Origin of the sequence: Subtercola boreus, from assembly GCF_003399635.1 — a bacterium.
In the GTDB taxonomy this organism is placed as follows: domain Bacteria; phylum Actinomycetota; class Actinomycetes; order Actinomycetales; family Microbacteriaceae; genus Subtercola; species Subtercola boreus_B.
On sequence record NZ_NBXB01000027.1, the window covers coordinates 202631 to 215461 of the forward strand.

The following is a 12831-nucleotide window of genomic DNA, read 5'->3' on the forward strand; positions in this document are numbered from 1 at the left end:
CCCCTCCCGAAGGAGAGACGCCCGGCTTCTGTATCAGTGGTGCAGTGCCTGTTGGTGCAGGCGGTGGATCAGGCGGGATCGAGCGCGTAGCTCTCTTCGCCGTGAACGACCGTGTCGACGCCGGCGACTTCGTCTTCCGTGCTGATGCGGAAGCCGATGGTCTTCTGGATCGCCGTTCCGAGGAGCCAGGCGATGACGAACGAGAAGACGAGCACCGCTCCGGCTCCGACTGCCTGCGCACCCAGCTGGCTGAGCGGGGTCGCGTCACCGTTCGCGATCCTGTCGATCAGGCCGATGCCGGTTCCGAAGATACCGATGTAGAGCGTTCCGATGATGCCGCCGACGAGGTGGATGCCCACGACATCGAGCGAGTCATCGAAGCCGAGCTTGAACTTCAGCTCGATCGCGAGGCAGCAGACCGCACCGGTGATGAGGCCGAGCACCATGCCCCAGCCGGGCGTCAGGATGTTGCAGGCCGGGGTGATGGCGACGAGGCCGGAGACCGCGCCGGATGCCGCACCGATCGAGGTGGGCTTGCCGTCCTTTACCTTCTCGACGATCAGCCAGCCGAGGATGGCGGCGGCAGGAGCGGCGAGGGTGTTGATCCAGGCGAGGGCGGCGGTGCCGTCGACTGCAGCTTCTGAACCGGCGTTGAACCCGAACCAGCCGAACCAGAGGAGAGCAGCACCGAGGAGGGTCAGTGGCACGTTGTGCGGCTTCTGGATGCCCTTCTGGAAACCGATGCGCTTGCCGAGGACGAGAGCGAGAGCGAGGCCCGCAGCGCCGGCGTTGATGTGCACAGCCGTACCACCGGCGAAGTCGTTCACTCCGAGGCCGAACACGATCCAGCCACCATCGGACGTCTTGCCGTCAGTGAGCGTGAAGTTGAACACCCAGTGCGCGACCGGGAAGTAGACGATGGTCACCCAGAGGAAGGCGAAGAGCATCCAGGAGCCGAACTTCGCGCGGTCGGCGATGGCGCCCGAGATCAAAGCGACGGTGATGATCGCGAAGGTCGCCTGGAAGCCGGCGAACGCCAGTCCGTATAGGTTCGGGCCCGAGCCATCGGGGTTGGAGACCAGGTCGCCGAGCAGGAACTGGCCGCTCGGGTTGCCGAGAACACCCTTTATGAGATCGTTCGAGGTGTCGCCCACGGAGGTGCCGAAGGCGAATCCGTAGCCGTAGAGCACCCAGAGCACACCGACGAGCCCCATGGCGCCGAAGCTCATCATCATCATGCTGACGACACTCTTCGCCTTGACCATGCCGCCGTAGAAGAATGCTACGCCGGGAGTCATGATCAGAACGAGCGCCGCTGCTACGAGTAGCCAGAGTGCGTTGACCGTGGTGGTCAGGTCTCCAATTGTGGGATCCATCGAAAAGTTACCTCTCTCGAACCGAGTTGTTGCACCGATGCACAGATGCCCTCACTGTCGGGTCTGCGTTTGCCTCGGCTACGCCCAACAGCATCGCGGGTCGACGTTTCGGCTGAGGTGAAAGTATGTTTCGGGCACGTAACGCGACTCTGCCCTTTGTAACAACTGTGTTTCGCCGAGCCGACAGTTCGATTGAGGTCTATGACCCCCGTTTGGGGGCTCGCCTGAAAGGTGTTAGCGCTGCGTCGAGGCGATCAGCCGGGACACGGAGCGCAGGTACTTCTTGCGATAGCCGCCGTTCATCATGTCTCCCGCGAAGACGCCGTCGAGCGGCACCCCAGAGGCCAGGATGGACAGCTGCGCGTCGTACACCCGGTCGATGAAGGCCACGAAGCGGAGCGCATCGGTCTGGTTCGTGAGCTCCACGACCTCGGTGAGCACCAGCGCATCGAGTGAATCCAGCAGCTTGACGTACTTCGACGGGTGTAGTGAGCCGAGGAACTGGATCACCTCCCCGAAGCTGTCGGCGGTGAACGTCTCTCCGGCGGCGGCCAGGCGGTCGACCTCGACGCCGAGTTGCTCGGCCGTGAAGGTCTTCGCATGCCCCTCGATGTCGCGGCGCCGATAGTCGGTGCCGTCGATGCGGATGATCTCGAACCGGTCGGCGAGGGCCTGGATCTCGCGGAGGAAGTCCTGGGCCGCGAACCGGCCCTCCCCCAGCGCGTTCGGCGGCGTGTTGGATGTCGCGGCGATCTTCGTGCCCGTTGCGACGAGATCCCCCAGCAAGCGCGTCATCATCATCGTGTCACCCGGGTCGTCGAGCTCGAACTCGTCGATGGCGATGAGCTTGGCGCCCTTCAACAGGTTCACGGTCTCGAGGTAGCCGAGCGCGCCCACGAGCGCCGTGAACTCGATGAACGTGCCGAAGTACTTCGGCCCCGGGGCGGCATGCCAGAGAGCGGCGAGCAGGTGGGTCTTGCCCACGCCGAACCCGCCGTCGAGGTAGATGCCGGGTTTAGCGGCGGGCAGCTTCTTCGCGCGGGAGAAGAACCCACCGCCCTTGGCCGGGGCCCACGAGGCGGCGAAGTCGCGCATCCGGTGCAGTGTCTCGCCCTGTGACGGGTAATCCCGGTCGGGCCGGTAGGACTCGAAGGATGCCGTGTCAAACTGGCGGGGCGGTACAAGCACCGCCGCCATCTCTGCACCGCTCAGTGTCGGTCGGAGGTCGACGAGGTGCAAAGGAATACTTGTACTGCCGCTGTCAGTTGTCATCACTGAGTATTAAAGCGCAATGAGGATCGCCCGGCCGCACGGCCGCTACTGGAGGTAACACCATGGCTGTCGAAACCGACACCACACCGAAGTTCGCCGAGTACGCCCACCCCGACCGTCTGGTCAGCACCGAGTGGCTCGCCGAACACCTGGGCGACCTCGACCTGGTGGTCGTCGAGAGCGACGAAGACGTGCTGCTCTACGAGACCGGCCACATTCCGGGTTCGGTCAAGATCGACTGGCACACCGACCTCAACGACCCTGTCACCCGCGACTACATCTTCGGTGAGCAGTTCGCCGAGCTCGTCGGCTCCCGCGGCATCGACCGCAACTCGACCGTGGTCATCTACGGCGACAAGAGCAACTGGTGGGCGGCCTACACGCTCTGGGTGTTCAGCCTGTTCGGCCACGAAGACGTGCGCCTGCTCGACGGCGGCCGCGACAAGTGGATCGCCGAGGGCCGCGAGACGACGACCGACGAGCCCCCGATCATCCCGAAGGAGTACCCGGTCTCCGAGCGGAGCGACGTGGAGATCCGCGCGTTCAAGGATGACGTGCTCGACCACCTCGACGTGGGCGGCAAGCTGATCGACGTGCGTTCCCCCGAAGAGTACAGCGGTGAGCGCACCACCGCCCCGGCGTACCCCGACGAGGGCGCGCTCCGGGCCGGCCACATCCCGAGCGCGCACAACGTGCCGTGGGCGAAGGCCGCAGCGGAGGACGGCACCTTCAAACCGCTGGCCGACCTTAACGAGATCTACCGGGAGGGCCTCGGCCTGACCGACGACGACGACGTGATCGCGTACTGCCGCATCGGCGAGCGGTCGAGCCACACCTGGTTCGTGCTCACCCATCTGCTGGGCTTCGAGGGCGTGCGCAACTACGACGGTTCGTGGACCGAGTGGGGTTCCGCCGTGCGGGTGCCGATCGTGAAGGGCGCTGAGCGCGGCGAGGTGCCGACGGCGTGAGCGCTGCCGAACTGCCGGAAGCCCTCGCAGAGATCCGCGACGACTTCCTCGCACTGACGCTCAAGGAGCGGCTGCAACTGCTGCTGGAGTTCTCGAACGAGCTGCCCGAGCTTCCCGAACGGTATGCCGAGCATCCGGATCTCTTCGAGCGCGTCGAGGAGTGCCAGTCGCCGGTGTTCATCTTCGTGGAGGTCGACGACGCCGACGTCGTGCACCTGCACGCCACCGCACCGAAGGAGTCGCCCACCACGCGCGGTTTCGCGTCGATCCTGGCGCAGGGCCTCGCCGGCATGACCGCCGACGAGGTTCTGGCGGTGCCCGACGACTTCCCGCAGATGATCGGCCTGATGGAGGCCGTCTCGCCCCTCCGCGTGCGCGGTATGACGGCGATGCTCGGCCGCACCAAGCGCCAGGTCAGGGAGCGCAAGCACTCGGCTTAGAGACCGCGGGCCACGATCCAGGCGCGGATGGCGGCCATGTAGCGGGCCGGATCGTAGTTCCAGAGGCGCACGTGTTTCGCGATCGAGAACGGCACCAGCGTCACGAGGTCGGGGCGGGCTTCGGCGAGCTTCCGGGAGGCGGTCGGGGGCACGAAGCCGTCGTCGTCGCTGTGCAGGATGAGCACAGGGAACGAGATCTCCGAGGCACGCGCCACGAAGTCGAGCCGTTTGAAGTCGATCGGCTGCTGCTGGCCGGTGACCACCTTGCCCACGGCGTTGCCGATCGTGGCCATCACCGCTTGGGAGACCGGCTCGGGCAGGTGCTTGAGGTGGCCCTGGAACACGATCGTGTCGCTCCACGCGACCACCGGCGAGTCGAGGATGACCGCGGTGATGCGATCCCGGAACTCCGACCGCGTCGCCGCCTGCAACACGGTCGCCCCGCCCATCGACCAGCCGAAGAGCACGATGCTCGTCGCCCCGTGATCCACGGCGTACCGGATGCCCGCCTCCACGTCGTGCCACTCGGTGTCGCCGAGCGCATAGCGGCCGTCGGAGCTGCGCGGTGCCTCACCGTCGTTGCGGTAGGAGACCTGCAGCGTGGTGAACCCGAGTTCGTGCAGCAGCGGCAGGGCGCGGATCGTCTCTGGGCGCCGTACTCCGCGGCCGTGCACGGCGATGACCCAGCGTCCCGGCCTCGCCTCGGCCGCCTCCGGATCGGGCCGCACGACCCAGGCCGGCGCCGGCCCGAGCTCCGTCCCGACGACGACGTCTTCGACGGGCAGCCCGAGTTCCCTCGGGTCGAGGTAGTACCAGCTGCCGAGGCGGCCCCACCGGGCATCCTGCAGCTCGCCGTAGTCGACGCGCTCGAGGCTCCGGATGACGCGGCCGCCGCCCACGCTGACGATGTCGCCGACGCGGGCATGACCCGTGCCGTTCTGGAACCAGAGGCTGTAGCGGCCGGGCACCAGCGAGTCGGCCGAGACGCCGAGGGTCACGGTGCGGGCGTTGAGGTCGACGGCGTGGATGCGCAGATCCTCGACGGCGGAATCGGTAGGGATGACGACCGACCGCGAGAACTTGGCGGTGACGACGGCGAGGCCCGCTGCGGCGAGAGTCGCGACGGAGCCGACCGCGATGGCCGTGATCGCCCACGCGGGAACGGCCCGGCCAGCTGTTGCCCCCATCGGAGCGTGTTCGTCTGTCATCGGACCAGCATTTCACGTGTCCGCTCCGCGGCAGGACGCCGACGGCGTGCCTCCCAGCGGACACACAAAAAAACTCTAGTCTGGCGACGTGTCCGATTCTCCCTTCAGCCCTGCTCTGCCGGCGGCTTTCACTGCGGCTCTCGGCTCACTCCGCCAAGCGGTCTCCCGGCCCGAACTCGTCGTGAACGAGATCGCCTCACCGGCCAACCTGGCTCCCTACTCCCTCGCCCTCAGCGCTGATGTGAGACGTGCCGACGGGTCACCGCGCCACGGCTCCGACAGCGACCTCGGTACCGGCCGCTTCATCCTGCTGCACGACCCGGACGAGCCCGAGGCCTGGGGAGGGGCGTTCCGCGTGGTCTGCTTCGTGCAGGCACCGCTCGAGACCGAGATCGGGCTCGACCCGTTCCTGGCCGACGTCACCTGGTCGTGGTTGATCGATGCGCTCGACACAAAGGGTGCAGACTATTCACATGCTTCGGGCACGGCAACAAAGATCATCTCGTCGGGATTCGGCGAACTCGCGAAGCAGGGCGACGGGGCCCAGATCGAGCTTCGCGCATCGTGGACTCCGGGAGACGAAGAGATGAAGGCGCACGTCGAAGGGTGGGGTGAGCTGCTGTGCATGCTTGCCGGCCTCCCGCCCGTTCCCGAAGGAGTGAGCCTGCTCCAGGCGAGGCGCCAGGCGCGTGGCTGAGCCGGCTCCGACTCCTGCGAAAGGCGCACCTGCCGCCGGCAGCCCTGACGACGACACTGCCGCGGCCGGTACTCTCGCCGCCGGTCGCACCGTCATCGACACGCGTGAGGCCTACCTCGACGCTGTGGAACGGATCGCCGCCGGAACGGGCCCGCTCGCGATCGACGCGGAACGGGCATCGGGCTTCAAATACTCCCAGCGCGCCTACCTCATCCAGCTCTACCGTCGCGGGGCAGGCACATTCCTCTTCGACCCGCCGCCGATCGGTTCGTTCGCCGAGCTCTCCGAGCTGATCGCGGGCGAGGAGTGGATCCTGCACGCAGCGAGCCAGGATCTGGCGTGTCTCCGGGAGGTGGGCCTCGAACCCACCCGGATCTTCGACACCGAGCTCGCCGCGAGACTCCTCGGCCTCCCCCGTGTTGGGCTCGGCACCGTCGTCGAGGAGCTGCTGGGCATCCATCTCGCCAAGGAGCACTCCGCGGCCGACTGGTCGACGCGTCCCCTGCCCGCGACCTGGCTCGAATACGCCGCCCTCGACGTGGAACTGCTGATCGATGTGCGCGACGTGATGGTGGGCATGCTGAGCGAACAGCGGAAGACGGACATCGCCTCGCAGGAGTTCCAGGCGACGCTCGACAAGGAGGCGAAGCCCCCGGCAGCCGAGCCGTGGCGTCGGCTCTCGGGGGTGCACTCGCTCCGCGGGGCGAAGAACCTGTCGGCTGCCCGCGAGCTCTGGCTTGCGCGCGACGCGCTCGCCCAGGAACTCGACGTGTCGCCGGGCCGGCTCGTGCCCGATCTCTCCCTCACGGCCGCAGCGCGCGCGCTTCCCGCCACGAAGCGCGACCTCGCCTCGATGCGGGACTTCACCGGCCGGGCATCACGCTCGGAGCTCGATCGGTGGTGGAACGCCGTCGAGGTGGGGCGAGCATCCACCGAGCCTCCGCAGATCGCCCGGAACGGCGACACCCTGCCGCCACCGCGGAGCTGGTCCGATCGGAACCCCGAGGCGGATGCCCGGCTCAAGGCAGCGCGACTGGTTCTCGTCGAACTCGGTGAACAGCAGAACATCCCGCTCGAGAACCTGCTCACCCCGGAGTACCTGCGCCGCGCAGCGTGGACTCCCCCGACGTCCATCACACCGGAGACCATTGGCGATGCCCTCCAGAAGGCCGGTGCGAGGCCCTGGCAGATTGAGCTAACCGCACAGCCAATCGCCCAAGCCTTTGTAGGAGCCCACCAAATGCTTCTCGACGACGCAGACAGCGGATCGTAGGAAGCAACAACCGATTTCAGGGCGAAAATGTGGGTGCGTAGGGTGGGAACCACGCGAATCCATGAGAGGCATGAGGCACAGTGGCCGAAATATCTGAAGTCGTCTTTGTTGATGGAGTCCGCACCCCCTTCGGGCGTGCCGGCGAAAAAGGAATGTACTGGAACACGCGAGCCGACGACCTGGTCGTCAAGGCAATGCTGGGCCTGCTCGAGCGAAACCCGAACGTGCCGCACGACCGCATCGACGAGGTCGCCATCGCGGCCACGACGCAGCAGGGCGACCAGGGCCTGACCCTCGGTCGCACGGCTGCTCTGCTCGCCGGGCTGCCGAAGTCGGTTCCCGGCTTCGCGATCGACCGGATGTGCGCCGGCGCCATGACGTCGGTCACCACCCTCGGCGGCGGCATCGGTTTCGGCGCCTACGACCTCGTGATCGCCGGGGGCGTCGAGCACATGGGCCGTCACCCAATGGGCTTCGGGGCCGACCCGAACCCGCGGTTCCTCGCCGAGAAGCTCGTGGGCGCAGAAGCTCTCAACATGGGCATGACCGCCGAGCGCATCCACGACCGGTTCCCGGCGCTCACCAAAGAGCGTTCCGACCGCTACGCGCTCCGCAGCCAGCAGAAGGTCGCCGCAGCCTACGAGGCGAACAAGATCCAGCCCGACCTGATCCCGGTCGCCACCCGGAGCGAGAGCGGCTGGGGGCTGGCCACACGGGATGAGGCTCCCCGCCCCGAGACGACCATGGAGGGTCTCGCCGGTCTGCGCACACCCTTCCGGCCGCACGGCCGCGTCACAGCGGGCAACTCGTCCGGCCTGAACGACGGTGCGACGGCGAGCCTGCTCGCGAGCGGTGCCGTCGCGAAGGAACTCGGCCTGACCACCAAGATGCGCATGGTGAGCTTCGCGTTCGCCGGCGTCGAGCCCGAGATCATGGGCATCGGCCCGGTGCCCTCCACCGAGAAGGCGCTGAAGAAGGCCGGCCTGTCGATCACCGACATCGGGCTCTTCGAGCTCAACGAGGCCTTCGCCATCCAGGTGCTGTCGTTCCTCGACCACTTCGGCATCGACGATGACGACCCGCGCGTGAACGAGTACGGCGGGGCCATCGCCATCGGGCATCCGCTCGCCTCCTCGGGCGTGCGCCTGATGAACCAGCTGGCCCGCCAGTTCTCCGAGCACCCCGAGGTGCGTTACGGCATCACGGCGATGTGCGTCGGCCTCGGCCAGGGCGGCACCGTCATCTGGGAGAACCCGAACTACGACCGGAAGGCGAAGAAGTCGCGCTGACGCGGCGATCCTCACATGACGAACTACGCTGACATCGATTTCACCGACCTTCTCGAATTCTCCGCCGACGAGGTCGTCACGCACTCGTACGTGCGTGACATCCCGCTCCCGAGCGGCAAGGTCCTCGCCCTGCTGACGCTCGACAACGGGCGCGACCACACGCGCCCGTCCACTCTCGGGCCGGTGACCCTGCTCGAGTACGGCACCGCTCTGGATGCCCTCGCCGTCCGCGCGGCCGCCGGGGAGATCCACGCCGTGGGCGTGACGGGCAAGCCGTTCATCCTCGCCGCCGGTGCCGACCTCAGCAAGGTCGGAGAGGTCTCCTCCCGCGACCTCGCTCTGAAGATGGCCCAGCTCGGGCACTTCATGCTCTCGAAGCTCGGCTCGGTGGGTGTGCCGTCATTCACGTTCATCAACGGGCTCGCGCTCGGTGGCGGGGTCGAGATCGGCCTGAACGGCGACTACCGGACGGTCGACTCGGGGATCGCAGCTGCGGCCCTGCCCGAGGTCTTCCTCGGTATCATTCCCGGCTGGGGCGGCGCCTACCTGCTTCCGAACCTGATCGGCATCGAGAATGCCCTGAAGGTGATCGTCGAGAACCCGCTGAAGAACAACCGCACCCTCACGGGCCAGGATGTCTTCGACCTCGGGATGGCGGATGCGATCTTCGGCTCGGCGAACTTCCTCGAGGAGTCGCTGGTCTGGGCCGACGGCGTGCTCACCGGACGTATCTCCGTCAAGCGCGCCAACGAGCCGGGGCGCGTCGAGCGCCTCGTGAAGTGGGATACCGCGATTGGCATCGCGCGAAAGATGCTCGAAGGCCGCATCGGTACGGTGGCGCGCTCGCCTTACGCTGCGCTGGACCTGCTCAAGGCTGCCAAGTCGGGCACCCGCGAGGAGGCGTTCGCGAGAGAGGATGAGGCGCTGGCCGATCTCGTCGCCGGGGACCAGTTCCGCGCGAGCATCTACGCGTTCAACCTCGTGCAGAAGCGCGCGAAGAAGCCGGCGGGGGCTCCCGACAAGGCACTCGCGAAGAAGGTCACCAAGGTGGGCGTCATCGGCGCCGGCCTGATGGCCTCGCAGTTCGCGCTGCTCTTCGTTCGCCGGCTCAAGGTTCCGGTGATCATCACCGACCTCGACCAGGCGCGCGTCGACAAGGGACTCGACTACATCCGGAGCGAGATTGCGACGCTGCTGTCGAAGAAGCGCATCTCCCCCGACGAGGCCAACCGCCTCAACCACCTCATCTCGGGCACGACCGACAAGGCCGACTTCGCCGACGCGGACTGGGTCATCGAGGCTGTCTTCGAGGAGCTCGGGGTGAAGCAGGACGTCTTCGCCGACATCGAGCAGTACATCTCCGAGACGGCCGTGCTGGCCACCAACACCTCGTCGCTCTCGGTCGAGGCCATTTCGGCGAAGCTGGCGCATCCGGAGCGCGTCGTCGGCTTCCACTTCTTCAACCCGGTGGCCGTGATGCCGCTGGTCGAGGTCGTGAACACGCCGCTGACCGACGAGGCGACGCTGTCGACCGCGATGGTGACGGCCGCTCTGCTCCGCAAGAATGCGGTGATCACGCGCGACACCCCCGGATTCGTCGTGAACCGCATCCTGGCGAAGCTGCTCGGTGAGGCCATGCACGCCGTCGACACCGGAACCCCGTTCGAGGTCGTCAACACGGCTCTGGATCCCTTCGGGCTGCCGATGTCCTCGTTCGAACTGCTCGAGCTCGTGGGGCTGAAGGTCGGCGCGCACGTGCTCGACACGCACCACGCGGCCTTCCCCGACCGGTTCTTCGAGAGCACCAACCTGCACAGGCTCGCCGAGCACGGCAGGATCTTCGAGCGCGATGCCAAAGGCAAGATCAAGGGCTTCGACAAGACCGCGGTGAAGATCGTGTCGGGTGGAACGTCACCCATGACCGGTGAGGAGATCCTGCGGCGCGTCGAAGACGGCCTGGCCGACGAGATCCACCGCATGCTCGAAGACGACGTGGTGCACGCAGCGGAGGACATCGACCTCTGCATGATCCTCGGTGCCGGCTGGCCGTTCCAGATGGGCGGCGTGACGCCGTACCTCGACCGTGTCGGTGCGTCGGAGCGCGTCTTCGGAGACACGTTCCACCACCCCCGCATCGCGGGCGTCGAGTAGCTCGCATCCTGCCTGACCCCCAGGCCCCGCCGATCATCCACTCCGGATGCCCGGCGGGGCCTTTCGCGTTGTGTGCCGTTCGTCACGGGCGTGCCAATTTGTCGCTTTCGCGCTTGCGCGCGCACCCGCGGAAGCGACAAGCGTGCGCGCCTCCGCGGGAATGACCGGTGCGAGAGCGTTAGCGGGCGTCGAGCTGGCGGGACGAGTCCGCGTCGTCGGGCAGGGGGCGGGCGTGCGGGATCTTGCTGCCGATGACCTGCGCCACGATGTCGCGGGCGATGTGCTGCGGAGTGAGGCCCACCCGCTCGAGGATCTCGGCGCGCGAGGCGTGGTCGAGGAACTCGTCGGGCAGCCCCAACTCGGTGAGCGCCGTGTCGACGCCGGCCGCACGGAGATCTTGGCGGATCCGGGTACCGACACCGCCGACGCGCACGCCATCCTCGATGGTCACGACGAGGCGGTGCTCAGCTGCGAGGTCGACGAGACTCTTCGCCACGGGCACCACCCAGCGAGGGTCGATGACCGTCGCCCCGATGCCCTGCGCCGCAAGCCGCTCGGCGACCTCCAGGCCCGTGGCCGCGAACGGCCCGACGGTGACGATGAGCACATCCTTCTGGGAAGCGTGGCGGAGAACATCCACTCCGTCGGAGAAACGCTCGACAGCGTCGATGGTGGCACTCGCCGCACCCTTCGGGAAGCGCACGACGGTGGGAGCGTCATCCACAGCGATCGCCTCGGCGAGCTCCTCACGCAGACGTTCGGCGTCGCGGGGCGCGGCCAGGCGGATGTGCGGTACGACCTGCAGGATGGCGAGGTCCCACATTCCGTGGTGACTCGGGCCGTCAGGGCCCGTCACACCCGCGCGATCGAGCACGAACGTGACGCCGGCCTTGTGCAGGCCGACATCCATCAGCACCTGGTCGAAGGCGCGATTGATGAAGGTCGCATAGAGGGCGACCACCGGGTGCAGACCACCGAAGGCGAGGCCGGCGGCACTCGTCACGGCATGCTGCTCGGCGATCCCCACGTCGAGCACCCGCTTCGGGAAGTGTTCGGCCATCGTATGGAGGCCCGTGGGGCGGAGCATCGCGGCGGTGATGCCCACGATGCGGTCGTTGGATGCTGCGAGCTTGGCGATCTCGGCCGAGAAGACGCTCGTCCACGACGGGCCGCCCGAGGCACCCCCGATCGGCTCGCCCGTCTCGGGGTCGATCTGCCCGACGGCATGGAACTGGTCGGCCTCGTCGTTCCGGGCGGGCTGGTAGCCGCGTCCCTTCTCGGTGATGGCGTGCACGATGACCGGGCCGTGGTACTCCTTGGCCTGGTGGAGAGCCTCCTCCATGGCGCTGAGGTCATGACCGTTGATCGGCCCCAGGTACTTGATCTCGAGGTTGGAATAGAGCGACTCGTTGTTCGTGAGACGGGAGAGGAAGCCGTGCATCCCGCCGCGCGCGCCGCGGTAGATCGCCCGGCCGGCCGCTCCGAAGTGGCCGAACAGACGCTCGCTCGAGTGGTGCAGATCCTGGTAGCCGGCCTTCGTGCGGACGCCATTGAGGTAGCGCGCCATGCCGCCGATCGTCGGGGCGTAGGAGCGGCCGTTGTCGTTCACCACGATGACCAGGTTCCGGTCGTTGTCGTCGCTGATGTTGTTGAGCGCCTCCCACGTCATGCCACCGGTGAGGGCGCCGTCGCCCACCACGGCCACGACGTGCCGATCGGCCTGGCCAGTCATGGTGAAGGCACGGGAGATGCCGTCGGCCCAGCTCAGCGAGCTGGAGGCGTGGGAGCTCTCGACGACGTCGTGCTCGCTCTCCGAGCGCTGCGGGTAGCCGGCGAGGCCGCCTTTCTCGCGCAGGCGGCTGAAGTCCTGACGACCGGTGAGGAGCTTGTGCACGTAGGACTGGTGGCCGGTGTCGAACACGATCGCGTCGTGAGGTGAGTCGAAGACCCGGTGGATGGCGATGGTCAGCTCGACCACGCCGAGGTTCGGCCCGAGGTGGCCGCCGGTCTTCGACACCTCGGCGATGAGGAAGTTCCGCACGTCGGCGGCCAGCTGCACCAGCTGCTCCTGGGTCAGGGCGTCGAGGTCGCGCGGGCCGTGGATCTGTTCGAGAAGTGTCACCTGATGCCACCTTTCGAGTTCTCGTCGCCCGGAAG

Annotated in this window: 10 protein-coding genes; 6 read left to right on the forward strand and 4 right to left on the reverse strand. The window is 67.3% G+C overall.

Features of this window, described 5'->3' with window-relative positions; all coding sequences use genetic code 11:
• Nucleotides 1-68: 68 nt before the first annotated feature.
• Nucleotides 69-1376, reverse strand: coding sequence for an ammonium transporter (locus tag B7R22_RS08800; RefSeq protein ID WP_116411375.1), 1308 nt, complete (start codon nt 1374-1376; stop codon nt 69-71).
• A gap of 234 nt (nt 1377-1610) precedes the next feature.
• A complete protein-coding gene (gene zapE / locus B7R22_RS08805) occupies nt 1611-2648 on the reverse strand; it encodes a cell division protein ZapE (protein WP_116411376.1) in 1038 nt (345 codons plus the stop codon).
• 62 nt (nt 2649-2710) lie between these two features.
• On the opposite strand from zapE, the gene B7R22_RS08810 reads away from it, so the two are divergent.
• Nucleotides 2711-3616 carry a sulfurtransferase gene (locus tag B7R22_RS08810; RefSeq protein ID WP_116411377.1) on the forward strand — a complete coding sequence of 302 codons (906 nt, stop codon included), beginning with the start codon at nt 2711-2713 and terminating at the stop codon, nt 3614-3616.
• Nucleotides 3613-4056, forward strand: a complete 444-nt coding sequence (locus B7R22_RS08815) for a SufE family protein (protein ID WP_116411378.1) — start codon at nt 3613-3615, stop codon at nt 4054-4056. Before B7R22_RS08810 ends, B7R22_RS08815 begins: the two co-directional genes overlap by 4 nt.
• Here the strand turns inward: B7R22_RS08815 and B7R22_RS08820 are convergent.
• Entirely contained in the window at nt 4053-5264 is a 1212-nt protein-coding gene (locus B7R22_RS08820; RefSeq protein WP_116411379.1) for an alpha/beta hydrolase family protein, read from the reverse strand. The two genes, B7R22_RS08815 and B7R22_RS08820, sit on opposite strands and share 4 nt — an antisense overlap.
• An 88-nt stretch (nt 5265-5352) precedes the next feature.
• Here B7R22_RS08820 and B7R22_RS08825 point away from each other — a divergent pair, with 88 nt between their 5' ends.
• The 4 genes from B7R22_RS08825 (at nt 5353) to B7R22_RS08840 (ending at nt 10674) form a co-directional block, all read left to right on the forward strand.
• The gene (locus B7R22_RS08825) at nt 5353-5961 is read left to right on the forward strand and encodes a DUF3000 domain-containing protein (RefSeq protein ID WP_116411380.1); all 609 of its coding nucleotides are present in this window, start codon (nt 5353-5355) and stop codon (nt 5959-5961) included.
• Nucleotides 5962-6055: 94 nt separating this feature from the next.
• A complete protein-coding gene (locus tag B7R22_RS08830; RefSeq protein ID WP_253258977.1) occupies nt 6056-7234 on the forward strand; it encodes an HRDC domain-containing protein in 1179 nt (392 codons plus the stop codon).
• A gap of 80 nt (nt 7235-7314) precedes the next feature.
• Nucleotides 7315-8523 (forward strand): thiolase family protein, encoded by a 1209-nt coding sequence (locus B7R22_RS08835; protein ID WP_116411382.1) that lies wholly within the window; start codon nt 7315-7317, stop codon nt 8521-8523.
• Nucleotides 8524-8538: 15 nt separating this feature from the next.
• Nucleotides 8539-10674: a 3-hydroxyacyl-CoA dehydrogenase NAD-binding domain-containing protein gene (locus tag B7R22_RS08840; RefSeq protein ID WP_116411383.1), complete on the forward strand. Its 2136-nt coding sequence runs from the start codon at nt 8539-8541 to the stop codon at nt 10672-10674.
• Nucleotides 10675-10852: 178 nt separating this feature from the next.
• Here B7R22_RS08840 and dxs read toward each other — a convergent pair whose 3' ends face one another.
• Nucleotides 10853-12796 (reverse strand): 1-deoxy-D-xylulose-5-phosphate synthase, encoded by a 1944-nt coding sequence (gene dxs, locus B7R22_RS08845; protein WP_116411384.1) that lies wholly within the window; start codon nt 12794-12796, stop codon nt 10853-10855.
• Nucleotides 12797-12831: the final 35 nt, after the last annotated feature.

Excerpts from the sequence above, each read along its gene's own strand:
- B7R22_RS08800 (WP_116411375.1), bottom strand. The coding sequence starts at position 1,376 with ATGGATCCCACAATTGGAGACCTGACCACCACGGTCAACGCACTCTGG.
- zapE (WP_116411376.1), bottom strand. The coding sequence starts at position 2,648 with ATGACAACTGACAGCGGCAGTACAAGTATTCCTTTGCACCTCGTCGAC.
- B7R22_RS08810 (WP_116411377.1), top strand. The coding sequence starts at position 2,711 with ATGGCTGTCGAAACCGACACCACACCGAAGTTCGCCGAGTACGCCCAC.
- B7R22_RS08820 (WP_116411379.1), bottom strand. The coding sequence starts at position 5,264 with ATGACAGACGAACACGCTCCGATGGGGGCAACAGCTGGCCGGGCCGTT.
- B7R22_RS08840 (WP_116411383.1), top strand. The coding sequence starts at position 8,539 with ATGACGAACTACGCTGACATCGATTTCACCGACCTTCTCGAATTCTCC.